This is a genomic window from Mesorhizobium sp. P3_A2, from assembly GCF_056403115.1.
Genome location: NZ_JBFUGC010000014.1, coordinates 111,561 through 136,725, shown reverse-complemented (window position 1 = coordinate 136,725; position 25,165 = coordinate 111,561). Strand labels below are relative to the sequence as shown.

Below are 25,165 nucleotides of genomic sequence, written 5' to 3'. Positions count from 1 at the left end.
GTATCAGGGCGCATGGATGCATCGAGATACGAGTTCATTGCCGGCACGGTTTCGCGTAGTTTCGATCTCACGAGGATTGAAATGGCGATGACCATGCGCGCTGAGACGGGGGCGCTATCGGCTGAGGAAGCCAGGCGTCTGCTCGCCGCCGTAGCGGAAGGACGCGATCGCGCAGCCTTTGCCATACTCTTTGGTTTCTACGCGCCCCGAGTGAAAGCCTTTATGATGCGCTCCGGCATGGCGGTTTCCACCGCCGAGGACATCGCTCAGGAAACCATGCTGCTGGTCTGGAAGAAGGCCTCGTACTTCGATCCAGCGCGTGCCGGGGTCTCGACGTGGATATTCACGATCGGCCGCAACGTTCGGATCGATCGGCTGCGCCGGGAAAGCCGGCCTGCGGCCGTTGTCAGCGCCTTCGATCCCTCGGACGAGCCCGATAGCCCGGTTTCGGGTGAGGCGGCGGTGATGGCGGCAGAGCGCGACGAACGCGTGCGCTCTGCTGTTGCCCTGTTGTCTCCTGAACAGGCCGATATTCTGCGGCTGTCCTTCTTCGGCGACAAACCTCAATCGGAAATAGCGACCCAGCTTCGCATCCCGCTGGGTACCGTTAAATCGCGCGTGCGGCTGGCTCTCAGCCGCCTTCGCCTGATCCTGGACGACCTCAAATGATCAATCATCATCCGAGCGACGAGACGTTGCTGCGCCAAGCCAGTGGCTCCTTGGAGGCCGGGCCGCGAATTGTCGTGGCGGTTCATATCGGCGGTTGCCCGGCCTGTGCCGAACGAATTGCGCAGTTCGAAGCCACAGGCGGCTTGTTCCTTGATGAGATAGAACCGCAAGCAATGAGCTTGGATGCCTTGGACCGGCAGCTGGCGAGGATCGAGGTGGACGGCGAAAGGCGCGAGGAGCATTCAAGGCCGCGCGCCGATATCGGCATCCCCCTGCCCGATGCTCTGGATGGGTGTGGCATTGGCCCATGGCGCTGGATCGGTCCTGGAGTGCGCTGGAGCCGGGTAACGGTTCCGCAAGATGCTGGCGCAAATGTCATGCTGCTGAAGGTGGCGGCCGGGCGCAGGATGCCGGAGCATACCCATTCCGGCTACGAATATACTCAAGTGCTGAAGGGCTCGCTTTACGACGCGCGCGGCCGCTACGGTCCAGGCGACCTGGATGAGGCTGACGATGAGGTTCAGCATCAGCCGGTCGTCGACGAGAGCGGGGAGTGTATATGCATCGCCGCTCTCGAGGGGCAGATGAGGCTGCGAGGCTTCTTTGGACGATTGATCCAGCCTCTGCTTGGCGGTTGAGACGATTAATGACCGTCGCTACCCCCCTCGTCCTTGCTGCTATCGGTCTTGCGGTGACCATGGTAGTGGCGTGGTACGTTGCTCTGAGAACGGATCGATCTGGGTGGATCGACGCGATATGGTCATTCGCCGTCGGCATCTTCGGCGCTTGGGCGGCACTTCTCGTTTCGGCTGGTGACAGCTCGGTGTACCGTCAGTGGCTGGTTGCCATTCTCGCGCTGGCCTGGTCGCTGAGGCTAGCCTTCCACATTGCCAACCGGACCGCACGCAGCAGCCAGGACGATCCGCGCTACCGCCAGCTCAAGGAACAATGGGGCTCCAGCTTCCGAGCCAGGCTGTTTTGGTTTCTGCAGGTCCAGGCCGCGGCTGCTTTCCTGCTTGTGCTGTCGATCGTGGGTGCTGCCCACAATCCCGCCTTCGCCTTCGGTTCAAATGATTGGGCCGGTATCATGCTCATGTTGCTGGCGGTAGGAGGCGAGGCGACGGCCGACCGCCAGTTGACGGCTTTCCGGGCGGATCCCGCCAACAAAAGCCGGGTCTGCGATGTGGGTCTTTGGCGCCTGTCGCGCCACCCCAACTATTTCTTCGAATGGCTGGCATGGCTCGCCTATGTGGTGATCGGCATCGACCCTTCAGGTCACTATGCATGGGGATGGATCACGCTGGCCGGCCCTGCCCTGATGTACTTACTGCTTGTCCATGTATCGGGCATCCCGCCGCTTGAGGCTCATATGCTGCGCTCGCGTGGCGAGCAATTTCGCCGCTACCAGGCGCGCGTCAATGCGTTCTGGCCAGGCCCACCAAAGGCGGCTGCCGCCAATTGAAGGAGTTGAAGGTGAGCCTGATCGCATCCGCAATCCGCGTTGTCGAGCGCGCCCCGTTGCCAGACTCCGCTACCCGCTACGGCATCGAGGTTCTCGTCAGTCGCACACGGCGGCGGCTGGCGGCGATGCCCTCGGACGACGACGGGAGCTTTGCCAAAGACATGGCCGGCCGTTCAATCGCCGAGCACACGGCAGCCGCGAACGACCAGCACTACGAGTTGCCACCGGAGTTTTTCGCGCTGTCACTTGGTCCCCGCCGCAAATATTCCTGCTGCCTATATCCGAGGGGGAGCGAGACATTGGCCGAGGCGGAAATCGCCGCGCTGGAGCAGACCGTTGACTACGCAGGGCTTCGCGACGGTCAGTCGATCCTCGAGCTCGGCTGCGGCTGGGGTTCGCTGACGATGTTCATGGGGCAGCGTTTTCCGTCGGCCAGAATCGTGGCGGTGTCGAATTCGACTCCGCAGCGACTTTACATTCAGGCGGAGGCAGCAGCACTTGGCCTGCGCAATATCGAGGTCATCACTGCCGACTTGAACGAATTCCAGCCGACAGCGCGGTTCGACCGCGTGGTGTCGGTTGAAATGTTTGAGCACATGTCCAACTGGCTCGACCTGCTCGGCCGTATCCGAACCTGGCTCCAGCCCGACGGCCGGCTGTTCGTCCACATCTTCAACCATCGCCATAGCCCTTACCGCTTCGACCATCGCGATGAGGCCGACTGGATCGCTCAACACTTCTTCACCGGTGGCATCATGCCGAGCCACAACCTTTCAGCCAATTCTCCGATTGCTTTTCGATCGAGCGCGACTGGCGTTGGAGCGGCCTGCAATACGCACGCACGGCCCGCGACTGGCTGGCGCGCTTCGACAAGAACCGCGGCCAGATCGACGCCATCCTTTCGGCTGTCTATGGCGCTGATGCGCCGCTCTGGCGTCGGCGATGGCGGCTGTTCTACCTCGCCACCGAAGGCCTGTTCGGCCATGCCGGGGGTAAAGAGTGGGGCGTTAGCCACTACCTGCTCCGGCCGGCGGGCTGACATGCCGGGCTTTGCGCGCCTTTGGCGGCGGATCACCGCCTATGCCGCGCATGACGATCCGCTGGCGGCCGCCGCTAACTGGATTGCGCTTGTTGTCGCCTGGAATCAGCCCTTCTACCCACTTTATCTATGGGCGGTGGTCGGCGCCGATAAGGTCGCGCCGTCATTTCTCACTTTTCTGTCGACGCCCTTCTTTCTCGCCGTTCCGGCAGTTGCGAGGCGGCATCCGCTCGCCGGACGCCTCATGCTGCCGCTGACGGGTATCGCCAATGGCGTCCTCAGCACCAAGGCGTTCGGTATCGGGTCGGGGGTCGAGATATTCCTCGTTCCTTGCGCGTTGATCGGCGCTGCCTTGTTCAGGCCTTCCGAACGGCCAATCGGGCTCGCTGTCATAGCACTCTGCGCCGCAGCCTACTTCGTACCTGAGCGCGTCTTCGGTCAACCACTGGCAGACTATAGCGCTGGTGAGAACAAGGGCATGGTCGGGCTCAACGCCCTGAGCGCCGCGACATTGATTGTATTTATCGGCTTGCTTTTGTCGGGGGCCGTCGCAACGTCTGAGCGGCGCGACGTCAGGCGCCGGGCAGAAAGTAGCGGGTCAGCAGAAAGCCAACAACCGCCGCCACCGCGCTGAGCAGGGAACCCCAGCTGATATCGGCCACCGTGATGATCGTCGGCCAGCCGCGTACGGTCGCCTGGTTGGTAAGATCGTAGGTCGCGTAGGTGAAAAGCCCATAGAGCGCGCCATAGACTGCCGCCGTCGTCAACTTGCCGGTCGAGAAGGCGGGGGCGGTAGCAAAGACGATGATGCCCCCGATGTAGATCAGATAGAACAGGGCAGCCGGCGCGAGGTTGACGTCGTCCACCAATATGTCCGCGAGATACGGGCGGTAGAGGCGCTGCGACATAGTAGTCAGCCAGACCGCGTCAATGGCAAGGAAGATGATCAGGGTGGTTGCATAGGCGACCGTATATCGAATCATGAAGCTGTTTCCTTTGCACTCGATACCTTGGCCTTGTCTTTTATAGACTGATAAAGGATCAATGCCCGGTCTCGTGCGGCGCCATGATCGACAATCGGATTTGGGTATGTCTTGCCGAGCTCGATCTTCGCGTGTGCCATCAAGGTAGCTGGCGCCTCCCACGGCCGGTGGATGTAGCGGTCGGGCAAGCCAGCGATCTCCGGAACATAGTGGCGTACATAGCCGCCATGCGGGTCGAACTTTTCGCCCTGAAGAACAGGGTTGAAGATTCGAAAGAAGGGTGCGGCATCCGCGCCTGAGCCGGCTACCCACTGCCAACTTGCGGGATTGTTCGCCGGGTCCGCGTCGACAAGAGTGTCCCAGAACCATCTCTCGCCTTCCCGCCAGTCGATCATCAGATCCTTGATGAGAAAGGAGGCGGTGATCATGCGCACGCGGTTGTGCATCCACCCAGTTCGCCAAAGTTCGCGCATGCCTGCATCCACGATTGGGTAGCCCGTCATCCCGGTTTGCCAGGCTTTTGTGGCCTGGCTGTCGCGGCGCCAGCTAAAACCCTCGAATTCCGGGCGGAAACTCTGCTCGTGCAGGTCAGGATTGTGAAAGAGGAGATGATAGGAGAACTCTCGCCAGCCGATTTCCTTTCGAAATTTCACTGCCCCAGCTCTGTCCGAATGCCGCCGCAGGGCGGCAAATATCTGTACTGGCGTGACCTCGCCGAACGCTAAATGGGGTGAGAGGCGCGAGGTGCCCTGAATGGAAGGTATATCGCGCCGGTTTTCGTATTCAGCCAAATCCTCATTCTCAAAGGCCTGCAATCGTCGCATAGCGCCAGCTTCGCCAGGGGTCCATTGATGTGCAAGCCCTTCCGCCCAACCGGGCGTTTTGGGAGGGAGGTCGAGATCGTCCAGGGACAGGCCGTCGAACTTGCCCTCCCAGCCATTGATTGATTCCGGGGAATCGACCGGATCGCGCAGATCGCCCCCGCTATTCAGCGCCTTCCAAAACGGTGTGTAGACCTTGTAGGAGCCGCCTGAGCCAGTCCTAAGCAGCGAGGGCTCGTGGAGTAAGGCGCCATCGAAGCTTTGCGCAATCAGCCCGGCTTCGCAAAGCTTCGTCTTAAGCGCCGCGTCTACTGCCGCCTCGGCCGGTTGGTAACGGCGGTTCCAGTGCACACAATCCGCTCCGCTCGCCGCAATGGCCATGGCCACGACATCTCGTGTTCTGCCCCGAGCAAAAATAAGCTTCGTGCCGCAACCGTGCAGCTTCTGGCTAAGCGCGGCTAGCGAATTGTGTAGCCACCAGCGGCTTGCCGCCCCCATCGGCCTAGTGCTCTCGCTTTCTTCGTCAAAAATGAAGAGCGGTAGAACAGGTCCCTTGCCGTCGGCCGCTGCCGCGAGGGCAGCGTTGTCGCTAACGCGCAGGTCACGCCGAAAGAGCACGATCGTTGGCGCCGCACCTAATCTGCCGCTCATCTTTGAGACCCGGTCATTTGGTTGGCGTCCAATTGGTATTTTTGCAGATTACTCCGCCGATGACGCAACCGCGCGTCGTCAACCCCTTTCCGGCGACACGCAGGGTCATCGAAAAGGTGAGCTTTCGCTTAGGGTCATAGGCGGTCCCCTCCAACGTGCTGCTGGAATTCGGCTTGAGCGTCATGATCAGCTTGTCGCCAATTTCTTCGCCTTTGCTGGTATCCCTGATCCACAGATTGGTTGCGCACAGTTTCTCTCCGCAAGGAGCAATCTTGACGCGGGCATTGCCGTCGTCTCTCAACCAAACGCCGCGGGCGTCGGATAGAACGTCGGCATGCGCCATTGCTGAAACAAGCGTAGCCACTGCGAATGCAGTTATCCCTTTCATCGGCGAGGTCTCCGTGCGCCCTATCGCATTGTACGTCGCGACGGTCCGCGCGGATCACCTGATCTGCTGAGCGGCCAAGCGCCCGCCATAACAGTGGGCAGGTCCGTGTCACCTGGACATCCGCAATGACCGCTTCGGGCCGCACGGCGACCTCCAGCTCAGTCACTAACTGAGGATGCTCCAAAACACAGCCCTAGCGATCATCGGCGATCATTTCTGCGATTTGATCCAACGCAATGCGATGCGCGCCGTCCGATTGTTTGGTGTCACCAGGATGGAGTACTCGTTATGATGTCATGGGGGTGGAGCAATTGCTGCGGCGGAGCTTGGGGCATGCCATTCTTCGGCTTTGGCCCGTTGCTGCTGATCCTGATCGCGGCTGGTGTTGTCTACTATTTCTGGCATCAACCGCGGCGCGGGCGATCACGTGATACGGGCTCACTAGATATTCTGGATCGCCGCTACGCTTCGGGCGAAATCACGAGAGAGCAGTATGAGCAGATGAAAGGTGACCTGAAAAGGCACTGAATTTTCGCCATTCAGACGCTGTCGCTCGCCCAGGTACGAATGCGATGTACACGCACTTCCTTATTGCAACGGATGGTTCTGACTTCGCTTGGAATGGCGTTACGCATGGACTGTCCCTCGCCAATCGCCTCAAGGCCAAGGTTACCTTTTTGCATGTCACCGAGCCATTCCCAATGTTTGATTGGGGAAGTCCCATGTCGGGCTATTCAGCCGGCGCAAAATTCGTCTCATACGAGGAAGAGGGACGCCGCTTCGCGGGGCGGATACTAGATCAATGCAATGCAGCGGCTGACCGGCTCGGTGTGCAAGCCGAGGTCGTGCATCTTGAAAATAGGAAGCCGGCCGAGGCAATCCTTGAGCTGTCCAAGACCCAGGGCTGCGATCTGGTAGTTATGGCCGCGCACGGACGCCGGGGCCTCGCCAGACTGCTGCTGGGCAGTCAGGCGACAGAGGTGCTTTCCTTCAGCACGGTCCCTGTGTTGATCGTCCGATAGGAACGGTGACAAAAGCAATCGACATTCCAAGTTGTCGGCGATTTCTGACCTGGATCAACCCCCAACTCCCCAACACCGGCTAGAAGCGCCAGTAGCATGCCTGCCAGGCGGGCGTCGAAGCAGGTGCACCATGTTCGAATACAGCGTTGAAGCCAGACGGATCGATGCAAGAGGCAGCCTCGCCACGACCAAGAATGCCGCACTCGTTCTTGACACCTGTCTCGAGGGCCGGGCCGACGCCTTCAATCCCGCCGAACTGCTTCTGGCGGCGATCGCCGCCTGCATGATCAAGGGCATCGAGCGCGTCACCCCGATGCTTGGTTTCAAACTGCGCGGCGTCAGGGTCGCATTGCATGCCGTTCGCCGCGACAGCCCGCCGGGATTGCCTCCATCGACTACGAGCTTGTCGTCGACACCAATGAAACAGACCAGCGGCTGGAGTTGCTGCACAAGAATGTCCGTAAATACGGCACGATTTCCAATACAGTCGCCGCCGCCACGAAACTCGGAGGCAAGATCAGGAGAAAAGAATGAGCCGCCTGCATGTCGAAAACCACCAGGTGTCGCGCATCGGGTGGCTGCGCGCCGCCGTCCTGGGGGCCAATGACGGCATCGTCTCGACCGCGAGCCTGATCGTCGGCGTGGCCTCGGCCGCCGCGCCGGCTTCGCAGGTTCTGGTCGCCGGCATAGCCGGCCTGGTGGCGGGCGCCATGTCGATGGCCGCCGGCGAATATGTCTCGGTCAGCTCGCAGTCGGACACCGAGAATGCTGACCTCGCCCGCGAACGCCAGGAACTCAAGACCCAGCCCGCATTCGAGCGCGAGGAGTTGGCGCAGATCTACGTCAAGCGAGGGCTGGAGACAGCCCTGGCCCGCCAGGTCGCCGACCAGCTCATGGCCAGGGATGCGCTGGCCGCGCATGCCCATGACGAACTCGGCATTTCGGAAATGACCACGGCGCGGCCGATCCAGGCGGCGCTGACCTCGGCGGCGACCTTCAGCGTGGGCGCGGCAATGCCGCTGCTCATGGTGCTGGTGTCGCCGGCCTCCATGCTGGTGCTGGCGGTCTCGCTTGCGTCCCTGCTCTTCCTTGCCCTGCTGGGCGCCATCGGTGCCAAGGCGGGCGGCGCCAACATCCTTCGTGCAACGTTGCGGGTGACCTTCTGGGGCGCCTTCGCCATGGCGCTCACCGCCGGCATCGGCGCGCTGGTCGGGACCGCGGCATAAGCGGCCGAGCCGCCAGACGGGTCGGGAGCCACACGCGGGTTTGTCTCAAGCTGTCCCCCGCAGGAATTTAGCAAGAGGTCATTCCTGTTGCTGGCGGTTGCTGATTTTGTCGCGCGCAGCCCATACCTGGATGAGCAGCATGGTCACCGTGACTGCCAGGGGGCCCAGTATGAATCCTGGAGCCCCGAACAGGGCGAACCCACCTATCATCGATATGAAGGCGGGGATCGTGTGGAGCCTCAGCTGGTTGCCGACCAACATAGGGCGAAGGACGTTGTCGATCCCGCCTACAACAATACCGCCCCAGCCCGAAAGGATCAGGGCCTTGCCCCAATCACCATCAAGCATGAGGAGGATTGCTGCCGGTATCCACACGACGAACGAACCCAACACAGGCACGACAGAAAGCAGACTCATCACCACGCCCCAAAGAAGGGGCGTCGGCAACCCGAGGATCCAGAACATCAATCCGCCCAACGAACCCTGAACTGCTGCCACCGCGAGCGTCCCGTACACCGTGGCATGGACGGTATCGAACACCCGCTGAAACAGCCGCTCGGTGTCTGCGCGCTCTAGTGGCATCCAATCGCGCAACAGGCGGGCAACGGCGTTCCGATCACGCAGGAAATAGAACAGCATGTAGAATGTCAGCAGAACTTCCGCCACCTGCAACACAGAGCCCTTGACGAACGTCGCACCGGCGTTGCTCAGCCATGTTGCGAGGCTCGCCATCATCGACGGCAGATCGATCTGTTGCTCTATCCACTTTCCAATAGGTGCGATACCGGGATGGGCGTCCAGGAGACGTTGGAGTTCTCCATCAGCGACCCGGGCTCGGACGGAGGTTGCCCCAGAAGCAGCTTCCTCGACCAAGCGCTCTACCAGGAAAGCTGCGGGGACAAGGACGAGCAGTACGATCGTCAGGACCGAAACCACCGCCGCAGGGTTGGGGTGTTTCAACTTCGTCTCGATCCAGGAATGGAAAGGGACAAAGAGGATTGCCAGTGCCAACGCCCATGTGATCGCGCCCAAAAAAGGCTCGGCCAGAAGCACGCAGACGACAATCCCAACGATCGTGGCGGCCGCTAGTACAAGTGTGCCCACCTGGCTTTGACGAACTCGTGGATTGTCGGCGTTCATTTTGCCAACACCGAAACGGTTCGTCAGGGAGGTCTTCACGTCCAACTCTTTCCCAACAGTAGACTGGTCCTTGATCGGCTCATTGAGAAGGCTAGGCCTTTAGTCGCTCCCGCCAGAATGGCTTCAGCAGCTCCAAGCATGCCAGCACGGCAGATCCCGCGGCAAGCGTCACTGCCAGATCGTCGAGGTGTAGCGGTCCGAAGCGGAAGAGACTGGTGGCAAACGGCCACAGAAGGGTCCCGCCCAGCATCGAAGCGACGGCCACGACAACAATCATCAGCGACCGGTTCGGCCTGATCAGCGCGGTCAGAAGCGATGCGCTGAAGGAGCGGTTGACGAAGATCAGTCCTACGATTGTCAGCACCAGAGAGAAAAAAACCAGGGCGCGGATTTCGTTCTCGGCCATGCCCTGCCTCAGGGCGACAAGGTAAATGCCCGCGAGGAGCGCGAAGGCGAGCGTCCCCTGGAGCAGCCCCCACCCAATCAACGCCCCGGAGAACAATGGCGAGTTCGGATTGCGAGGCGGACGGCGCATCACATCGTCTTCCTCTCTTTCGGCCTCGAAGACCAGTGAGCACACGGGATCGATCACCATCTCGAGAAAGGCGATATGGATCGGTCCGAACAGGATCGGCAGGCCAAACAGCAACGGCAGCAGCGAGAGGCCCGCGATCGGCACGTGGACCGCGAAGATGAAGCCCATGGCCTTGCGCAGATTGTCGAAGATGCGGCGGCCAAGCCGAACGGCTTTGACGATAGAACCGAAATCGTCGTCGAGCAGCACGATCGACGATGCCTCACGCGCGACGTCGGTGCCACGGCCACCCATGGCAATCCCGATATTGGCGGCCTTGAGCGACGGCGCGTCGTTGACCCCGTCCCCAGTCATGGCGACGATTTCACCACTCGCCTTCAGCGCGTTGACGATGCGAAGCTTTTGCTCGGGCATTATGCGCGCGAACACGGTTGCGGTTTTCACCCGCAGCGCGAGCTCGTCGTCACCGAGCGCTTGCATCTCACTGCCTGTCACCACGCCTTCGGCATCGAGGCCGGCCTGGCGCGCGATCATTTTGGCGGTTGCCGGGTAGTCGCCGGTGATCATCATCACCCTGATGCCAGCGGAACGGCAGTCGCTCACGGCTTCGGGAACACTCACGCGCAGCGGATCCGTCAGGCCGACCAACCCGAGAAATTCGAATTTAAAATCGTGTTGCGTCAACGGAAAGTCAGTGCCGCGATGAGACCCGCAGGCCACGCCGAGCACGCGCAATCCCTCGGCCGCCATCGCTTCGACCGAACCCTTCAAGGCCTTGAAGTCCTTTGCGTCCATATGGCATAGCGCCCCGATCGTCTCTGGGGCGCCTTTTGCCGCAACCAGCGAATTGCCATCGCCATGTGTCGATTGCCAGACATTTGACATTGCCAGCAGTCCGGGCCGAAGCGGATATGCGTGGACCAGTCCCCAATCCGGTTTGTCCAGAACCTTGTGCTCGGACAGCCGTTCCTTGCCGAGTTTGTGAAATGCGATCTCCATGGGGTCGGAAGGAATCTGGGCGCTGGCAAGCACACCCGTCTCGACCAGATCGGCGAAGGCCGCCGGCAGGTCGGTGCCCGGCTTGTCCGCCATCCGAAACGACTTTCCATCCGCCGTTCGAAGGTCGGCAATAGTCATCCGGTTCTCGGTGAGCGTGCCTGTCTTGTCGGTGCAAAGGATAGTCGCCGATCCGAGCGTTTCGATCGCGGCGGCCCTGCGGGTCAGGACGCGCGCCTGTGATATGCGCCACGCACCCATGGCCATAAAGATCGTGAGCACGACGGGAAACTCTTCCGGCAACATGGACATGCCGAGCGCGATGCCTGCGAGCACGGCGTCAAGCCATCCGCCGCGCAGAAGCCCGTAAAGCAGAACCGCGACAATGCTGACCGCGCCGCCGGCCATTGCGAAAATGCGTACGACGCGCCGCATTTGCGTCTGCAATCGCGCCGGTTCTGTCTCTATTGCACTCAGCGAGTGCCCTATCTTGCCGATTTCACTTCGTGGCCCCGTCGCCAGGACTTCGCCCATGCCTGAACCGCGAACGATCAGCGAACCAGAGAATATGAAAGGCAGGTCGTCGCCCCCTGGCCGGCGTTCGGTCAGTCGCAGGGTGCCGTCGGCGGCAATCTTTCGGACTGGCACGGATTCGCCTGTCAGCAGGGATTCGTCGCTCTGAAGGTCCTGGCTCTGGAGAAGCCTGGCATCGGCCGGCACGCGGTCACCCTCGCCCAGCATGACGAGATCCCCCCGAACAACCTCGCGACCGGCAATGCGCTTGCGTTCACCACCGCGTATGACCAAGGCGCGAGGGCTGGTGAGATCACGCAGCGCCTCCAGAACACGCTCGGTGCGTGTCTCCTGTATGATCGTTATGCCGATCGACATCGTGGCGAAGGCCAGCAGGATCAGCGCTTCCTCCAGATTGCCCAGGATGAGATAGACAACGCCGCCGCCAAGCAGGAGTGCCAGCATCGGCTCGCGAACGACCTCGAAGGCAATTCGCAGCGGCGTACGTTGGTTTGACCTCGGCAGTTCGTTGTACCCTTCGGCGACAAGCCTGACTTGGGCCTCAGCCTCTGAAAGGCCGGAATACCTATCCGCCGTCGAGATTGATCGGGGCATCTCAACTGTCTCTGTCGGACTATCAGCGAATGTCATGGCGGCCTTTTACGAGACGCTATCTCAGTGCGACACGAGGACGGGGAGCCGCAGATCCGCGAGAACACCCTCGGTTGCGCCGCCGAGTACAAAGTCCCTGACCCGCGAATGACCGTATCCACCCATGACCAGCAGCTTGCCGCCAATCTTGACGGCATGCTCCTGGAGAGCGGCACCGATCGAACGTTCGCCAGCTTGGATCGAACTGCTCTCGACGGTCAGGCCACGCACCCGCAGCCCCTCGGCAAGGCGTTCGCAGATGTCTTTTCCCGGAAGCGGCTTTTCGTCGGTCACGCTGATGACCGTGATCCTGGCGGCGCGCTCCAGGAACGGCCGCGCGTCAGCGACCGCCCGTGCCGCCACACGGCTTCCGTCCCAGGCGATGACGACATGGTCGAGCACACCAACATCCGTAGCCTCTGGAAAAAGGAGCGTCGGCCGGCCCGCGCCGAACAGTATAGCCTCGGCAGTCATACGCGCTGTCGGATTGCCCGCCGCCAGGCCGACCAGTGACAGATCGAAATAGCGGCACTGTTCTGCGGCGGCATCGCCCATCAGAGCCGGAGGCGCCGTTATCACATGGGTCGTGAGCGGCACCTTGTCTTGTGCCGCCTCCTTGGCAACCACCTCCAGCAAGATTTTGCCTCGCTTGCGGCTGGTCGCCTCGGCTTCTCGAATCTTGCTTGGAAGATCGAGCAGATAGCTCGAAAGCGCGTTCGAGACGTCGGGAATGTCGACATTGACAACGACCGCATGAAGCGCGGCCCCCACCTGCCTGGCGAGTGCCACTGCATTCGAAGCGATCTTCAGCGTATTCGCCTCGGGATATGTAGCCAGTGGGAGACATGCTATCAGTTTCATCGAATTTCGCCTCTGTTCAGCAGCGAGATGACCGCAAGCGTTTTTAGCCCAATGGATGGTCCAGGCTTTGATTCACCGCAAATTGCCGGATTGGAGGCCGTAAGCAGACCAGCAGCTGAACTCATTCCTCCCGAAAATCCTGCAGGGAAGCGTGTGGACGATCCTGCTCGCCACGCAGATGCCTCACGCGGCCGATGATGCCGGGCTTGACCCATCGCGTCGCGGGTTAAACATAATCGTAGCCGTACAAATGCAGCCATCGAAACGTAGCGGTTCCAGGCCGTGTAACTGCTCGAGGGCAGAGGGTGGGTCGGCGAGCCGAGGCCTAAGACGTACAGCAGAAGCGCCTCATCGTAACCTTCCCACCGATGCATCAGGAAGCCAGTCTCGGGAGTCCAGCCGTGGGTGACGGTCTTTCCTTTGTTTAGCGCCCAGCGCCAGTCCGCGCGACGGTAGAGTGCATCCGCCAAGGTCCGAATCTCTCTCTCGGCCTCTTGTTCCGGTCGAAGAAGGCGGCGGCGGCCAGCCCGCCCGCCAGCAGCAAGGTGCTATCGATGGTCGACAGCTCGCAGCGCCAACCGCGCCGACCGGTTTGCATATGGCTCGTCGCACCGCACCAGCGCCGGTGCAGAAGCGCGTTGAATTTCTGCCATTGCCTCGCGTCGACGTCCCGCAATTGGGCACACGCCCGACCGGCAAGGCGGCTGCGCGATTAGCACCGGCACGAACTGAAACAGGGCGCCGCACATCAACATGCTGAGCCAGCCGATCGTAACCATGTGCACGAGGACCAGCGTCTCGGGCGCCTCCGCCGCCACCGCAGGGAAACCGTAGCCGGCGACCATCAACATCTGGGCACCGATAAGAAAGGCCAGCGCTACGGCGAAATATGACATTGTCCAGCGCGATAGCGCAGTGCCAACCATAGCCTCTTCCTCGCAGCGCCTTCATCACGGATAGCGCATCAAAACCGTCGAGACTTCGCCGTGGCTTTCCGGCAACGGACCCTTGCTGGACTCCTCTTGCCGGAGGCCACTCAGGCCCAAAATCTAACTGGTCTGTCTCAATACACTTTGTCCAAACGCAAACTTGTTTGCGAGCGAAGCATTGTCTCTTCGACAGAAAGGGCGATCCCATCGGGTTAGCGCGACGCGCTGGTCCGGCCAGAAAGCTGACATACTAGCGGCAGCGCTTTTGATGCCGCGACCATCGGCAAGCGTGGTCAGGCGCAGCGCCGTCCTATGCCGACTGAGTGATGAAGCTTCCTGAAGGTGAGCCGGTATCGCTTTATCTCCACATCCCCTTCTGCCGATTGATGTCGATACGATCCGGTCCTGATACGCCCTTCAGGAAGGCGCTTTGTTCGGCTGGCGCCCACGTAATTTGGGTTGAACTAGCATACCGCCAAACAGAGCCGCGTATCCGAGGAAGGCTACCACCCACAACATCGCCGATATGTGGAGGAGTATTGCGTCAATAGGGACGAACGCCGCTCCGATGCGTAGGAGAGCCGCGAGCACGATCGCGACAAAGACCGCGCATGTGCTAATGCTCGCCCGTAACTCGCGGCCTGTATGCCCAAGGGTGGCTCGGGTCATGACGGCGAGCGTCATGCATGCCACCGCACCTACGCTGAACGCGTGAATGCCCGCCGCGGAAGGAACGGTCTCCGGTCGGACGACGGCAAGTCCGGCCAGCAGAAAACCGATCGGCACAAGACGAGCGCTACGTGCAAGATCAGCACCAACGGCTCGCGGAGCGTGCGATCACCAGCCCAGCGCGCAATCCGCATGGCGTTGAGGACCGCTCCGGCGATCAGCATTGCGCCCGTTGCGTTGCTTTCCGGAAAGAAGGCCCATGCCGCCAATGCGGTCGCGGACAGTGCGATCGTTGTTGCGTCGAAATGGCTGAACGGGGACGGCAGACGTCCCTGATTTTCGCGAGCCAACCAATTTCGGGTGAAACTGGGAACGATGCGTCCCCCTATGACCATGATGAGCACGACGGCGGCCCCAAGGCCGAGCCGACGGCTAATATCGGAGACGCCTTGGTAGTGCGCTTCGACATGAAACAACGCATTGGCAGCAAAAAGCACCGCCACCGGCACGAGCACTTTGAGGTTTCGCCAATTTCGGCCTGCGATGATTTCGATCGCTGCGGCGAGCGCTACCGCCAGAAGGAAGCCGCAGTCGACTGCGGCTCCGACCAGCCAGCCGGTCTCCATCGAAAAGAAAACCGCGAGTCGGCCAGCAAGCCACAAGAGGACGAGCGCCAGGAGAGGCAGGCCTTGCACTGGCAGGCGTCCGGTCCAGTTCGGGATTGCCGTCAGAAGGAACCCTGTGATGATCGCAGCAAGATAGCCAAACAGCATCTCATGTACATGCCAGTCTACTGGCAGAAAGGTGCTGAAGGTTTTGAGCTCGCCGTAAAACAATGGCAGCCAGAATAGGATGGCCCCGCCGGCATATAGCGAGCCGAGCAAAAAGAACGGCCGAAAACCGTAGGACAGAACCGCCGGATAAGCGCTTGGTCGGGTGCGAGGAATTGCCATAAACTGCATTTCAGAAAAGAGAAACCCATGGTGGACTGATGTCCGTCTTTAGGTTTCTGTTGATTTTTCGGAGCAATGTTTGCTCCGCTTCAATTTTCGGCTTGAACTTGAGCCAACAGGCTCTCGAATACTTTCTTGGCTTTCCCCGACTGTTTGACAGTCGCTGCATGCGCCAGATTAACCGGCTTGCCGACCACGATCAGCGCTACCATGCCCATCCCATAATGAGGCGCCCACTTCACACCGTACACACCTTCCTTGTCCAGTGTAACGGTGATTTGTTCGCTCGACTTACCCCTGAAAGTCTTTGCTCCTTCCGGGATCATTCCCCAGATGCTTTCGGCATCATGCCCCTTGTCGGTTGGCACAAACGTGACCGTGTCGCCGGGCGCTGCCTGGACAAAGTCGGGCTGAAAGACCATCACGCCTTTCTCGCCCTTGTCGAGCATCTGGATTTGGTGATCGGCGGCCTGGGCCGCTCCTGCCAACATCGATACGGCGAGTGGGACGGCGACTGCAATTGCGTATCTCATGATCTTGCCTTCTGTTCAGATTCTCGACGACGTCCACACCATTTCTAGACTGTCCTCGGCCTGAGAACTTTGCGAAAGCGCAAACAAGGTTGGGAAATGAGGAAAAGAGCTGCAGTGTCCGCCACTTGCCAGCCGTTGGTCGCCTAAACATGTCTGAAGCGATGCTCGGGTCCCCGGCAGCGGTAATCCTAGAGCCTGTTCGGATCAGGGTGTGCTCCTCTACCGACTTGATCGAGCGCATCCACATCGAGGGCTGGGCAATATCGACGAATTCCACGCCAGGCAACGGTTCTTCGAGCTGCCTGCGGAAGTCGAGGTTGACATGGTCGAACTCGATGCCGACGCGCTTAGCACTCGCCGTCAACTGGCGCACGGCGCGGTAGTAATTGTCCCCGCGCCAGTCCGTATAGGTGATGTTGTCGCCGAAGCTGCGGCGATAGGGCTGGCCACCATCGATGCCGGCCGAAATGGTGTGGCGTTATCCTGGTCGATGACCATGCCATACTTGCGGCCGAAGTGCAGTAGAGCCAACCAGAACAGTAATTGATGCAATGATCACCGACGAGGTAGATCTATTTGAAGCGGCCTCCGCCGCGTCCCGTTTCGCTCCGTTGGTGCACAAGTCCGTCACGCCGATGACGAATACGCTTAGCGGAATAATTCGGGGCTGCCAGTCGTTGTCTTCTTTAGGCGAGGGAGAGTGGCAGAGGGAATAGCCGCCAGACAGGCTGCGGCCCGGTCTGGCCCCATCAAGAGGAGTCCAGACATGAAAACGACTGTTTCGACCTCCTTCACAAGACGAAGCGTCGTCGCAGGACTTGCGGTAACCGGCGCATTGACATCGGCTTTGGCGAACAACGCGCAGGCGACGCAAACGGCACCGGAGAAAAGTCTCTACGAGCGTTTGGGGGGCGTCTTCGCCATCGCTGCGGTAGTAGATCACTTCAGCGAAGCCATCGTGAAGAACCCCATCGTCGGGCAGAAGTCCAAGAACCCGCAGCTGCGGAAATGGCACACCAAGAACCTCGGAAGGCTGGCCGGTCTCAAGTTCATGCGCACGCTGTGGGTCTGCGACGTTTCTGGTGGGCCTTTGAAGTTCGTGGCGACCAAGCCTGGCACGACACCGCTCGGCCTTGAGGAGGCCCACCGTGACCTGCGGATCTCTCCGGCAGAATTCGATGAGGTGGCAGCGGAGCTTGGGCGCACCCTGGACCACTTCAAGGTTCCGAAGCCCGAGAAGGCCGAGGTCCTGGCAGCCTTCGCCGCTCACAAAGATGAGGTTACCGCCGGCTACGTCAAACAGGGTTGAAGGCTAGCCCAGAGTTCTCTCGCGCAGTTAAGGCAAATCGGCAAGAGCCCTCAGAGGCCGGGGCGTTCCGAGAGAGCCGAGATCGATGGCAGGGGCGCTGGGGATCTCCCGGCCCCAACTCTTGACCCCGTACCTGCCCTCGAAGCGCGCCATCAATCCTGCCGCCTCGTAGCGCGCACTGCACGTCCGCGTCGCCGGTCTTGGAGATGCGCCGTGTCGGGACTGACAGTGTTCGACGTCAGCTCGAAGCAGGCCGCGATATCGCGCGAGCGGCCTCTACGGCACTTGGTGACCAGCTCAGTTCCAGCAACGCCAAAAAATCGACTCTACGAGCGCGTCAGCGGTAGCACCGGGTGCGGTGCCCATTGTAGCGCAATTGGCTCTGCAAACTTTCCATATGGTGTCGTCGCTCGATTACCAGTGTCTTGAAACGCACCGAAGACAACATTCCCGATCTGTGTCTCATGATGGAGACTCGCGACCTTCGCGCCATCCCCGAGGGCACCACGGCGGCTGACGCAATTTAGAGATGTTGCCTTGACCCCGCACTAGCGTCTACTGCATCTGCCAGCGGGAGCGTCACAAATGGCGAGAAAGTCTGTCCGACGCAAGTCAACGATTTATGATATCGCGGTGGCGGCCAATTCGTCCCCGACAGCGGTCAGTCTCGTCCTCAATGGCTCGTGGCAACAGCACCGGATCAAGGCGGAAACCGCGGCGACGATCCTCGACTGGGCTGAGCGCCTCGGCTATGCCGTCAACCTCAAGGCACGAGGATTGCGGCTTTCCCGATCCGGGCTCGCCGGAATGATCTTGCCGCACTACCGCAATCGCTTCTTCGCCGGTTTGGCCGAAGCCTTTGAAGCGGAGTCGCGCGTCCGCCATTTGTGCCCGATCGTCGTCAGCACGCACCGCAATCCTGATAACGAGTTGAGCGTAACGGAAACCCTATTGGCTCAGCAGGTCGAGTTTCTCTTCCTTGCCGGAGTTCGTGACCCCGATCCGCTGAATGATCTGTGCCGCGCAGCGGGCGTCCGGTGCATCAACATCGACCTGCCTGGCCGCCGGGCTCCCTCAGTTGTTTCTGACAACTACGGAGGCGCCAGGGCGCTCACCGAGATCATTGTTCAGAAACTGAAAGAACGAGGGGGCTCGACCGAAGATCTCTTCTTCTTTGGCGGAGTTGCCGATGATGACGCAACACGAAGCCGTTTGCTCGGTTTTCACGATGTCCTGGCAGCCCACGGGATTGTAGCAAGCCCCGGTACGATTGACTGCTGCGGATATGCACCGACCAATGCTGCTCGGTCTCTCGCTGCACGATACGCGCAGCTTGGGCATCTGCCCTCAGGCATGTTCGTTAACGGCGTGACCGCTCTTGAAGGGACATTACGGTTCACTTCGACACTGGCCTCAAGTGAACTTGGACGGGTTGTTGTCGGAAGCTTCGACTGGGATCCATTCGCGGCGCATTTGCCCTTCGATGTGACCATGGTCCGACAGAATGTCGAGGTGATGATTGCTGAAGGATTTTCGCTGCTGGAGAGTTATTCGGTAGACCACTTTCCTCTGGTGACCGTACCGACCAGCTTTGGGCGAACCGGAGAGCATGACGGCGCCCAAGAAGATTGGGATTCGGCAACCAAATAGAGCATCGACCACTAGCAATTCTTTGTCACAAGACATCGTTGCAGAAGTTCAACTCCGGTCATCGGCACTTCGGATCTGGGTAGCACCGCTTCCATCCAAGGCTAGCGGGGGATCGCAGGTCGTTTCTGCGGGTGCAGCCTGAGTGCGAAAGGGCGGATCGTTTACATCAATCGAGAATTGTTTTCAGACGCCGGTGGCCTGACGGCCCTTGCTAAATCTATTTAGCACCTTGACCGGCCGACATTCAGGGTCTTTTATGGTGCGTTCTGGGAGGAATGCGGCGCCGAGTGCGTCAATGCCGTCGGGCACAAAGGGGTGGGCCAAACAAAGCCGACATCGGCAATAGGCAGCCCAAAAACTCGTCAATCAGGGAGGAACTAAATGTTAGCAAAAACCATACTCGTGGCAGCGTTCGGCGCGGCCCTTTCGGTCGCCACAATGGATGCTGCGCTGGCAAAGGACGTCAAGGTCGGAGTCGTCGTGAAGATCGGCGGTATTCCTTGGTTCAATGCTATGGAAACGGGAATAAAGGAAAAGTCGAAAGAGCTTGGCGACGACGGCTTCATGGTCGGGCCGACCAGCGCCGACCCGGCACTTCAGGTCCGCGCGATCGAAGACCTGATCGCTCAGGGCGTCAACGTAATTGGCGTCGTGCCGAATGATGCAAACGTTCTCGAGCCAGTTCTGAAGAAGGCGCGCGACGCGGGCATCAAGGTCATAACTCATGAATCGCCGGACCAGGTGAACGCTGATTGGGACTTCGAGATGGTCTCGTCCGTTGGCTTCGGTGAAGCCCATGCCAAGCTGTTTGCCGAGAAAATGGGCGGCAAAGGCAAGTACGTGGTATACGTGGGTTCTCTTACTGTGCCTGCACACAATGCCTGGGCCGATGCTGCAATCGCCTATCTGAAGAAGAACTTTCCCGACATGCAGATGGTTGGCGACAGATACGGCGTCGCGGAAAGCGCCGATGACAGCCGCAAGACGGCTCTGGATGTGCTTGCCGCCAATCCTGATCTCGGCGGCTTCCTGACGTTCGGCAGTCAGGGACCGATCGGCGCCGGACGCGCGATCGAGGAGCAGAAGCTTGGTGACAAGGTGGTTCTTGTCGGGTCGTTCTCCCCCAGCCAAGGCAGCGCCATGCTCAAGTCCGGCATTATCGACGGCGGCTATATGTGGAATCCTCTGGAAGCGGGAAAAGTATTCGTCACGATGGCTGATTTTCTGGCGGGCGGCGGTAAAATCACCGACGGCATGACGATCGAGGGTCTGGGTGTCGTTCACCCTGACTTCAAAACCGGCACCATCATCGTGGACGCTGTGCAGCCTATCACGGTCGAAACGGTCGATGGTCTTGCGGCCCTAGGGCTTTAGATGGCGGACCATGGCTGGCGTGCCGGGGTGGCAGATCAATCCCGGCACGCCCCATCCTTGTCATTTCAGAAGGGCCTGCCGTGAGCCTTGTCGCATCTACGACGCAGGACCTCCTATCGGTTCTGTCGTTTAGCAACATAAGCGTTACATTTGGTGGCGTTAGAGCCCTCCAGAATGTCGCCTTCGAGGTTCTCCCGGGCGAAGTGCAATGCATCGCCGGTGAGAACGGCAGCGGCAAGAGCACCCTGATCAAGGTAATCACCGGCGTTTGTCAGCCGCTAGCCGGCGCACAAATGTCGATCGCCGGAAAGTCCGTCGACATCATGTCGCCGGCTGCGGCGCGCAGCGCTGGAGTGGAGGTCATCTGGCAAGACCTCGCCTTGTTTCCCGAAATGACAGTCGCTGAAAATATCGGGATCAGAACTGTGCTCGGCAACATGCCTCGGCTCGTCGATCATTCGCGCATTCGCGAGGCGGCGCGAGGGCTGTTGGCGCGGCTTGGGGCCGACCTCAATGTCGACGCGCCCCTGCGCAGCTTCGCAATTGCCCAACGTCAGATCGTCGCCATCGCCCGGGCGCTGGCTGGCGATGCGAAGGTTATTTTCATGGACGAGCCGACATCGTCGCTTACTCAATCGGAAACAGACCGGTTGCTCGCCATCGTTCGAACACTCTGCGACGAAGGCATGGCCATCGTCTTTGTCAGCCACCGCCTTGCGGAAGTTCTGGAGATTTCGAGTCGCGTCACCGTTCTGCGCGACGGAAAGGTCGTCGGGGTATTTCCGACCGCCGGAATGACCCAGTCACGCCTCACTGAACTCATGACCGGCAAGACGTTTGACCAAACCGTGAGCACAAGAAACCTGAGCGGTTCACCGGTTGTATTGAAGATCGATCGATTGACCCGCGCAGGCGACTATGACGACGTTTCGCTGACAATACGGCGCGGTGAAACGCTTGGCCTGACCGGACTGCTCGGCGCCGGTCGCACAGAACTCGCGCTTTCGATTTTCGGCATGCTGCGCCCGGATCGCGGCAGCATCTCGCTCAACGGGACGGTTCTTCATCTGAAGTCCAACCGCGACGCAATCCGCGCAGGTATTGGCTACCTCTCCGAAGACCGCCTGTCCCTTGGTCTCATACAACCGCAGTCGATCGCCGACAACGCCGTTATCCCGGTGCTCGGCAAGATCCTTCATCGCGGGCTGATCTCCTCAGAGAAGAAGGATGCGCTCGTCAGTCATTGGATCGAGGAATTGGCGATAAAAATCGGGGCGCAGACGGATGCGATTTCAACGCTCTCGGGCGGCAATCAGCAACGGGTGGCCATCGCCAAATGGCTGGCGGTCGGCCTGAAGCTAATCATTCTTGATTCGCCAACCGTGGGGGTGGACGTTGGCGCGCGTGCCGGCATCTTCGAGATTGTCGCCAGGCTCGCTGCCGAAGGCTTGGCGATTCTGCTGATATCCGATGAAGTACCGGAAGTCTATTTCAACGCCGATCGTATCCTTCATATGGCCGCGGGCAAGATAGTCGCCGAATACGATCCGCACGCCATCTCGCTCGGCGACCTGGAAGCTGCCGTCTATGCATAACCGCGGCAAGCTCTTCCGGGCTCATCCCACCGAGACATGGCTCGTTGTGGTTCTTCTCATCATGAGCGCAGGTCTCTCGCTTGCGAGCGACAAATTCTTCACCATTGCCAATCTCTTCAATCTGCTCAACACAAGCTCGACAAATCTGATCTTCGCGGTTGGGCTGCTGGTGGTGTTGATCGCGGGGGGCATCGACATTTCGTTCGCTGTGGCCGCGTCAGTGGTTCAATACGTTGTGGCGCTGGCTCTAGCCCAAATAGGAGGTGGCGATTGGTTCATCGGCCTCACCTTGGCGGCAATTGTCGGGATCGCCCTGGGTGCGGTGAACGCCGGCCTCATCTACTATTTCCAGATCATTTCTATCGTTGTCACCATCGCTACCTTCAATATCTTTTTCGGCCTGTTGATGTTCTTCACGCATGGTGTATCGATCTACAATCTGCCTGCCTGGTGGACGCATCGCACTGTGCTTTTCGAGTTCCAACAGGCGAATGGCAATTGGGCCGAGCTAACTCTGCCGGTTGCGATCATGGCGGTCTGCGTCGCCGCCACCTGGGGGCTTATCCGGTATACGACCACCGGACGGCAGCTATACGCCTTTGGCGATAACCCGGAGGGCGCCCGTCGCCTCGGTATCAACATCGCGGCAATGCACTTCATTGCCTTCGGCTGGCTTGGTTTCATGGCGGGGATCGCGGGACTTGTGCAGGTGCACTATTCTCAGGAAGTCGTGCCCAACGCATTGGTGGGGCGCGAACTGGACGTGCTCGCAGCTGTAGTCCTTGGCGGTGCCAGACTGGGTGGCGGGCGCGGCACCGTGCTCGGTTGCATCCTCGGCGTGTTTCTTGTGTCGGTGACGCAAAACGGGCTGAACCTCCTCGGTATCTCGCCCTATGCTTTCAAGATGATCGTCGGGGCGATCATTCTGATCGCCATCACGCTGTCCAATGCGCCGCTTGGGTACATTCTGGCCAGCTGGCGGCAGAGAATGCGCACATGACCCAGCGCGTGCTCGAAACTGGAGCGCTGCGGCATGGATTCTTGCGCCGTCTTGCCGGCAAGCTGGGCGCCGAGAATATTGGACTTTTGCTGGCATTGATTTTGGTGATTGGATTCTTCGGGTCTCTCTCACCGCGATTCCTGTCCAAAGCTACTTTTGAATCGGTAGCCTTCCAGTTGCCCGAACTTGGACTGCTTACGCTCGCTATGTTAATGCCAATCATCTCGGGCGGCATCAATCTCGCTGTGACGTTCACGGCCAATCTCTGCGGCCTCACGCTCGCCTGGGTTCTTCAGGCCAACGGAGGACCTGACGCAAGCATCTATGCCTTTCTGCTCGGTTCAATGCTTGCAGTCGGTGTTGGCACAGCAAGCGGTTTGGTCATGGGTCCGGTGATCGCCTATACGGGCGCGCACCCCATCCTCGTTTCGCTCTCGGTGATGATTTTCCTGCGCGGCCTTGGCGAGTTCCTGACCCGCGGCGCAGATATTTCGGGCTTTCCCGAATTCATCCAGCCCCTCGGCCACGGCAGTGTCGCCGGCATTCCAATCCCGCTGCTAATACTGCTCGGCGCAGTCGTCGTCTGGCATATCTTGATGACCCGAAGCAAGCTTGGTTTTTCAAACTACATGGTCGGCTCCAACATCGAAGCGACGCGCTATTCCGGCATCTCGACGCGACGGGTCATCATTCTAATCTACGCGCTGTCTGGCGCCATGTGTGCGCTGGCCGGAATTATCATGATGGCACGATTCAATTCGGTCCGGGTCGGCCATGGCGAGTCCTATGTGCTGATTACTGTGCTTGCCTGCTTCCTGGGCGGGGTGAACCCGTTCGGCGGCTTCGGCAAGGTCGTTTCGGTCTTCCTCGCCCTCATCGTTTTGCAATTGCTTTCTTCGGGACTGAATCTCTTGGGCGCCAGCCAGCACCTGGCCACGGCCATTTGGGGCATCATGCTGATCGGCGTCATGATCTTGCGGTGGGCTGCCGGGCAGCTAAATTTCATGAGGATAACACGATGAAGGGTTTTGGCGTTCATACGAGCATGTGGACGAGTGGTTGGTCCGTAGAGGGCGCCGAGCACACTGTAGCGGCGGTGAAAAAATACGATCTCGATTTCATCGAAATTTCACTGGCCGATCCATTTTCTTGCGATGCCGCTCACACCCGCAAGCTGCTGGCGGCAAATGGCATGCAGGCGGTGTGCTCGCTTGGGCTGCCCGAATATGCGTGGGCGTCTCGCCATCCGCAGGAAGCGATTGACTTTCTTAAGGTGGCTATCGACAAGACGGCCGATATCGGGGCCCAGGCGCTATGCGGCGTAATCTATGGCGGCATCGGCGAGCGCACCGGCGTGCCACCTACGCAGGACGAACTGGATAACATCGCGAAAGTGATGACGGTCGCGGCCGCGCAAGCCAAGTCGCGAGGGATCGAACTCGGTGTCGAAGCCGTGAACCGCTATGAGAACCACATCATCAATACTGCGGCGCAGGCGGTGGCTCTAATCGAACGAGTGGGCGCCGACAATATGTTCGTGCACCTTGATACCTACCATATGAACATCGAGGAAAAGGGTATGGGCAACGGAATTATCGTCGCCCGCGACTATCTCAAATATATCCATCTCTCCGAGTCCGATCGCGGTACCCCGGGCGAGGGCAATTGCAATTGGGATGTAACGTTCGCGACGCTGGCGGCGATCGGTTTCAAGGGGGGGCTCGCGATGGAGAGCTTCATCAACATGGATCCGCTTCTGGCGTTTGGCCTCAGCGTGTGGCGTCCAGTGGCCGAGAGTGAAGCGGTCGTGATGGGAAATGGTCTGCCGTTCTTGCGGAACAAAGCACGGCAGTACGGACTAATCGCATAAGCTACTTATTCGCGAATGTTCGCCGTGGGGCGATCCGGTGGCGGCGAGACGAACCGTAAGGCTGCACGGAATGCGCGTCCAAGGTTGTTGGGCCAGCTCATCGACGGCGCTCGCGTGATCATGGCAGCGCGACATCGCAACAGGAATGCCCGCGCGCTCGTCAACCTCGACGCATTGATCGAGAGAGCGCGCGGCTACTCGATCGCTGGCCTGCGCGCTTTCATTCCCGATCTGCAGGAAGATTGGGAGCGCAAGGCCCGGGTGCAGGAAGGGGTCGGAACAAGAACTGTTCCCAGCGACACGCTAAGGTCGAACCGAGCATGAAC

26 protein-coding genes and 3 pseudogenes are annotated in these 25,165 nt (G+C 59.9%); 17 read left to right on the top strand and 12 right to left on the bottom strand.

Annotation, left to right across the window (positions count from 1 at the left end; translation table 11 throughout):
- The first annotated feature begins 12 nt into the window (after nucleotides 1–12).
- The 5 genes and pseudogenes from AC1DXM_RS27080 (at nucleotide 13) to AC1DXM_RS27060 (ending at nucleotide 3,804) form a co-directional block, all read left to right on the top strand.
- Nucleotides 13–669 (top strand): sigma-70 family RNA polymerase sigma factor, encoded by a 657-nt coding sequence (locus AC1DXM_RS27080; protein WP_477237906.1) that lies wholly within the window; start codon nucleotides 13–15, stop codon nucleotides 667–669.
- Nucleotides 666–1,307, top strand: a complete 642-nt coding sequence (locus AC1DXM_RS27075) for a ChrR family anti-sigma-E factor (protein ID WP_477237904.1) — start codon at nucleotides 666–668, stop codon at nucleotides 1,305–1,307. Before AC1DXM_RS27080 ends, AC1DXM_RS27075 begins: the two co-directional genes overlap by 4 nt.
- Nucleotides 1,308–1,315: 8 nt before the next feature.
- A complete protein-coding gene (locus AC1DXM_RS27070) occupies nucleotides 1,316–2,131 on the top strand; it encodes a DUF1295 domain-containing protein (protein WP_477237902.1) in 816 nt (271 codons plus the stop codon).
- 11 nt (nucleotides 2,132–2,142) lie between these two features.
- Nucleotides 2,143–3,170: pseudogene (locus tag AC1DXM_RS27065) on the top strand (SAM-dependent methyltransferase).
- 1 nt (nucleotide 3,171) lies between these two features.
- Complete coding sequence (locus AC1DXM_RS27060) at nucleotides 3,172–3,804, top strand: hypothetical protein (RefSeq protein WP_477237900.1); 633 nt, start codon at nucleotides 3,172–3,174, stop codon at nucleotides 3,802–3,804.
- On the opposite strand, the gene AC1DXM_RS27055 is transcribed toward AC1DXM_RS27060, so the two are convergent.
- The 3 genes from AC1DXM_RS27055 to AC1DXM_RS27045 are packed head-to-tail and all read right to left on the bottom strand — an operon-like array spanning nucleotide 3,743 to nucleotide 6,013.
- On the bottom strand, nucleotides 3,743–4,153 hold the full coding sequence (locus AC1DXM_RS27055; protein WP_477237898.1) for a DUF2177 family protein: 411 nt from the start codon (nucleotides 4,151–4,153) through the stop codon (nucleotides 3,743–3,745). The two genes, AC1DXM_RS27060 and AC1DXM_RS27055, sit on opposite strands and share 62 nt — an antisense overlap.
- Nucleotides 4,150–5,625, bottom strand: coding sequence for a cryptochrome/photolyase family protein (locus AC1DXM_RS27050; RefSeq protein WP_477237896.1), 1,476 nt, complete (start codon nucleotides 5,623–5,625; stop codon nucleotides 4,150–4,152). Before AC1DXM_RS27050 ends, AC1DXM_RS27055 begins: the two co-directional genes overlap by 4 nt.
- Nucleotides 5,626–5,638: 13 nt before the next feature.
- Entirely contained in the window at nucleotides 5,639–6,013 is a 375-nt protein-coding gene (locus AC1DXM_RS27045; protein WP_477237894.1) for a DUF2147 domain-containing protein, read from the bottom strand.
- Nucleotides 6,014–6,346: 333 nt separating this feature from the next.
- Between AC1DXM_RS27045 and AC1DXM_RS27040 the strand changes: the two genes are divergently transcribed.
- Complete coding sequence (locus AC1DXM_RS27040) at nucleotides 6,347–6,541, top strand: SHOCT domain-containing protein (protein ID WP_240564857.1); 195 nt, start codon at nucleotides 6,347–6,349, stop codon at nucleotides 6,539–6,541.
- Nucleotides 6,542–6,585: 44 nt separating this feature from the next.
- Nucleotides 6,586–7,035 (top strand): universal stress protein, encoded by a 450-nt coding sequence (locus tag AC1DXM_RS27035; RefSeq protein ID WP_477237892.1) that lies wholly within the window; start codon nucleotides 6,586–6,588, stop codon nucleotides 7,033–7,035.
- 79 nt (nucleotides 7,036–7,114) lie between these two features.
- Here the strand turns inward: AC1DXM_RS27035 and AC1DXM_RS27030 are convergent, their stop codons facing one another.
- Nucleotides 7,115–7,390, bottom strand: coding sequence for a hypothetical protein (locus AC1DXM_RS27030; RefSeq protein WP_477237982.1), 276 nt, complete (start codon nucleotides 7,388–7,390; stop codon nucleotides 7,115–7,117).
- Here AC1DXM_RS27030 and AC1DXM_RS27025 point away from each other — a divergent pair.
- Nucleotides 7,319–7,642, top strand: a complete 324-nt coding sequence (locus AC1DXM_RS27025; protein ID WP_477237972.1) for a hypothetical protein — start codon at nucleotides 7,319–7,321, stop codon at nucleotides 7,640–7,642. The genes AC1DXM_RS27030 and AC1DXM_RS27025 overlap by 72 nt on opposite strands.
- Nucleotides 7,566–8,261, top strand: coding sequence for a VIT1/CCC1 transporter family protein (locus AC1DXM_RS27020; RefSeq protein ID WP_477237890.1), 696 nt, complete (start codon nucleotides 7,566–7,568; stop codon nucleotides 8,259–8,261). The genes AC1DXM_RS27025 and AC1DXM_RS27020 overlap by 77 nt, the downstream gene beginning before the upstream one ends.
- Before the next feature lie 78 nt (nucleotides 8,262–8,339).
- Here AC1DXM_RS27020 and AC1DXM_RS27015 read toward each other — a convergent pair whose 3' ends face one another.
- The 8 genes and pseudogenes from AC1DXM_RS27015 to AC1DXM_RS26980 form a co-directional block, all read right to left on the bottom strand.
- On the bottom strand, nucleotides 8,340–9,440 hold the full coding sequence (locus AC1DXM_RS27015; protein WP_477237888.1) for an AI-2E family transporter: 1,101 nt from the start codon (nucleotides 9,438–9,440) through the stop codon (nucleotides 8,340–8,342).
- Between the two features lie 52 nt (nucleotides 9,441–9,492).
- Nucleotides 9,493–12,060 (bottom strand): cation-translocating P-type ATPase, encoded by a 2,568-nt coding sequence (locus tag AC1DXM_RS27010; RefSeq protein ID WP_477237970.1) that lies wholly within the window; start codon nucleotides 12,058–12,060, stop codon nucleotides 9,493–9,495.
- Between the two features lie 60 nt (nucleotides 12,061–12,120).
- Nucleotides 12,121–12,885 carry a universal stress protein gene (locus AC1DXM_RS27005; protein WP_477237886.1) on the bottom strand — a complete coding sequence of 255 codons (765 nt, stop codon included), beginning with the start codon at nucleotides 12,883–12,885 and terminating at the stop codon, nucleotides 12,121–12,123.
- A 68-nt stretch (nucleotides 12,886–12,953) separates the two neighbouring features.
- Nucleotides 12,954–13,331, bottom strand: a complete 378-nt coding sequence (locus AC1DXM_RS27000; RefSeq protein ID WP_477237968.1) for a glucoamylase family protein — start codon at nucleotides 13,329–13,331, stop codon at nucleotides 12,954–12,956.
- 312 nt (nucleotides 13,332–13,643) lie between these two features.
- Nucleotides 13,644–13,883 (bottom strand): annotated as a pseudogene (locus AC1DXM_RS26995) (hypothetical protein); the annotation flags it as partial.
- A gap of 420 nt (nucleotides 13,884–14,303) precedes the next feature.
- Nucleotides 14,304–15,508, bottom strand: a pseudogene (locus AC1DXM_RS26990) (NnrS family protein).
- A gap of 89 nt (nucleotides 15,509–15,597) precedes the next feature.
- Entirely contained in the window at nucleotides 15,598–15,957 is a 360-nt protein-coding gene (locus AC1DXM_RS26985) for a pseudoazurin (protein WP_477237884.1), read from the bottom strand.
- Complete coding sequence (locus AC1DXM_RS26980; protein WP_477237882.1) at nucleotides 15,854–16,414, bottom strand: aminopeptidase P family N-terminal domain-containing protein; 561 nt, start codon at nucleotides 16,412–16,414, stop codon at nucleotides 15,854–15,856. The genes AC1DXM_RS26985 and AC1DXM_RS26980 overlap by 104 nt, the downstream gene beginning before the upstream one ends.
- A 393-nt stretch (nucleotides 16,415–16,807) precedes the next feature.
- Here AC1DXM_RS26980 and AC1DXM_RS26975 point away from each other — a divergent pair, with 393 nt between their 5' ends.
- The 8 genes from AC1DXM_RS26975 (at nucleotide 16,808) to AC1DXM_RS26940 (ending at nucleotide 25,163) form a co-directional block, all read left to right on the top strand.
- Complete coding sequence (locus AC1DXM_RS26975; RefSeq protein ID WP_477237880.1) at nucleotides 16,808–17,350, top strand: group I truncated hemoglobin; 543 nt, start codon at nucleotides 16,808–16,810, stop codon at nucleotides 17,348–17,350.
- Nucleotides 17,351–17,935: 585 nt separating this feature from the next.
- Entirely contained in the window at nucleotides 17,936–19,000 is a 1,065-nt protein-coding gene (locus tag AC1DXM_RS26970; RefSeq protein ID WP_477237878.1) for a substrate-binding domain-containing protein, read from the top strand.
- A gap of 381 nt (nucleotides 19,001–19,381) precedes the next feature.
- Nucleotides 19,382–20,374 carry a substrate-binding domain-containing protein gene (locus AC1DXM_RS26965; RefSeq protein ID WP_477237876.1) on the top strand — a complete coding sequence of 331 codons (993 nt, stop codon included), beginning with the start codon at nucleotides 19,382–19,384 and terminating at the stop codon, nucleotides 20,372–20,374.
- An 80-nt stretch (nucleotides 20,375–20,454) separates the two neighbouring features.
- Nucleotides 20,455–21,969 (top strand): sugar ABC transporter ATP-binding protein, encoded by a 1,515-nt coding sequence (locus AC1DXM_RS26960; protein WP_477237874.1) that lies wholly within the window; start codon nucleotides 20,455–20,457, stop codon nucleotides 21,967–21,969.
- Nucleotides 21,962–22,969: an ABC transporter permease gene (locus tag AC1DXM_RS26955; RefSeq protein ID WP_477237872.1), complete on the top strand. Its 1,008-nt coding sequence runs from the start codon at nucleotides 21,962–21,964 to the stop codon at nucleotides 22,967–22,969. Before AC1DXM_RS26960 ends, AC1DXM_RS26955 begins: the two co-directional genes overlap by 8 nt.
- Nucleotides 22,966–23,991: an ABC transporter permease gene (locus AC1DXM_RS26950; protein WP_477237870.1), complete on the top strand. Its 1,026-nt coding sequence runs from the start codon at nucleotides 22,966–22,968 to the stop codon at nucleotides 23,989–23,991. The genes AC1DXM_RS26955 and AC1DXM_RS26950 overlap by 4 nt, the downstream gene beginning before the upstream one ends.
- Nucleotides 23,988–24,839, top strand: coding sequence for a sugar phosphate isomerase/epimerase family protein (locus AC1DXM_RS26945; RefSeq protein ID WP_477237868.1), 852 nt, complete (start codon nucleotides 23,988–23,990; stop codon nucleotides 24,837–24,839). Before AC1DXM_RS26950 ends, AC1DXM_RS26945 begins: the two co-directional genes overlap by 4 nt.
- Nucleotides 24,840–24,926: 87 nt before the next feature.
- Nucleotides 24,927–25,163 carry a hypothetical protein gene (locus AC1DXM_RS26940; RefSeq protein ID WP_477237866.1) on the top strand — a complete coding sequence of 79 codons (237 nt, stop codon included), beginning with the start codon at nucleotides 24,927–24,929 and terminating at the stop codon, nucleotides 25,161–25,163.
- The last annotated feature ends 2 nt before the right edge of the window (nucleotides 25,164–25,165 follow it).

What these genes read in the sequence shown, in the direction of transcription:
- AC1DXM_RS27080 (WP_477237906.1), top strand. Translation starts at nt 13, where the DNA reads ATGGATGCATCGAGATACGAGTTCATTGCCGGCACGGTTTCGCGTAGT.
- AC1DXM_RS27075 (WP_477237904.1), top strand. Translation starts at nt 666, where the DNA reads ATGATCAATCATCATCCGAGCGACGAGACGTTGCTGCGCCAAGCCAGT.
- AC1DXM_RS27070 (WP_477237902.1), top strand. Translation starts at nt 1,316, where the DNA reads ATGACCGTCGCTACCCCCCTCGTCCTTGCTGCTATCGGTCTTGCGGTG.
- AC1DXM_RS27060 (WP_477237900.1), top strand. Translation starts at nt 3,172, where the DNA reads ATGCCGGGCTTTGCGCGCCTTTGGCGGCGGATCACCGCCTATGCCGCG.
- AC1DXM_RS27055 (WP_477237898.1), bottom strand. Translation starts at nt 4,153, where the DNA reads ATGATTCGATATACGGTCGCCTATGCAACCACCCTGATCATCTTCCTT.
- AC1DXM_RS27050 (WP_477237896.1), bottom strand. Translation starts at nt 5,625, where the DNA reads ATGAGCGGCAGATTAGGTGCGGCGCCAACGATCGTGCTCTTTCGGCGT.
- AC1DXM_RS27045 (WP_477237894.1), bottom strand. Translation starts at nt 6,013, where the DNA reads ATGAAAGGGATAACTGCATTCGCAGTGGCTACGCTTGTTTCAGCAATG.
- AC1DXM_RS27040 (WP_240564857.1), top strand. Translation starts at nt 6,347, where the DNA reads ATGCCATTCTTCGGCTTTGGCCCGTTGCTGCTGATCCTGATCGCGGCT.
- AC1DXM_RS27035 (WP_477237892.1), top strand. Translation starts at nt 6,586, where the DNA reads ATGTACACGCACTTCCTTATTGCAACGGATGGTTCTGACTTCGCTTGG.
- AC1DXM_RS27025 (WP_477237972.1), top strand. Translation starts at nt 7,319, where the DNA reads ATGATCAAGGGCATCGAGCGCGTCACCCCGATGCTTGGTTTCAAACTG.
- AC1DXM_RS27030 (WP_477237982.1), bottom strand. Translation starts at nt 7,390, where the DNA reads ATGCAATGCGACCCTGACGCCGCGCAGTTTGAAACCAAGCATCGGGGT.
- AC1DXM_RS27020 (WP_477237890.1), top strand. Translation starts at nt 7,566, where the DNA reads ATGAGCCGCCTGCATGTCGAAAACCACCAGGTGTCGCGCATCGGGTGG.
- AC1DXM_RS27010 (WP_477237970.1), bottom strand. Translation starts at nt 12,060, where the DNA reads ATGCCCCGATCAATCTCGACGGCGGATAGGTATTCCGGCCTTTCAGAG.
- AC1DXM_RS27000 (WP_477237968.1), bottom strand. Translation starts at nt 13,331, where the DNA reads ATGCATCGGTGGGAAGGTTACGATGAGGCGCTTCTGCTGTACGTCTTA.
- AC1DXM_RS26985 (WP_477237884.1), bottom strand. Translation starts at nt 15,957, where the DNA reads ATGCTCGACAAGGGCGAGAAAGGCGTGATGGTCTTTCAGCCCGACTTT.
- AC1DXM_RS26975 (WP_477237880.1), top strand. Translation starts at nt 16,808, where the DNA reads ATGAAAACGACTGTTTCGACCTCCTTCACAAGACGAAGCGTCGTCGCA.
- AC1DXM_RS26970 (WP_477237878.1), top strand. Translation starts at nt 17,936, where the DNA reads ATGGCGAGAAAGTCTGTCCGACGCAAGTCAACGATTTATGATATCGCG.
- AC1DXM_RS26965 (WP_477237876.1), top strand. Translation starts at nt 19,382, where the DNA reads ATGTTAGCAAAAACCATACTCGTGGCAGCGTTCGGCGCGGCCCTTTCG.
- AC1DXM_RS26955 (WP_477237872.1), top strand. Translation starts at nt 21,962, where the DNA reads ATGCATAACCGCGGCAAGCTCTTCCGGGCTCATCCCACCGAGACATGG.
- AC1DXM_RS26950 (WP_477237870.1), top strand. Translation starts at nt 22,966, where the DNA reads ATGACCCAGCGCGTGCTCGAAACTGGAGCGCTGCGGCATGGATTCTTG.
- AC1DXM_RS26945 (WP_477237868.1), top strand. Translation starts at nt 23,988, where the DNA reads ATGAAGGGTTTTGGCGTTCATACGAGCATGTGGACGAGTGGTTGGTCC.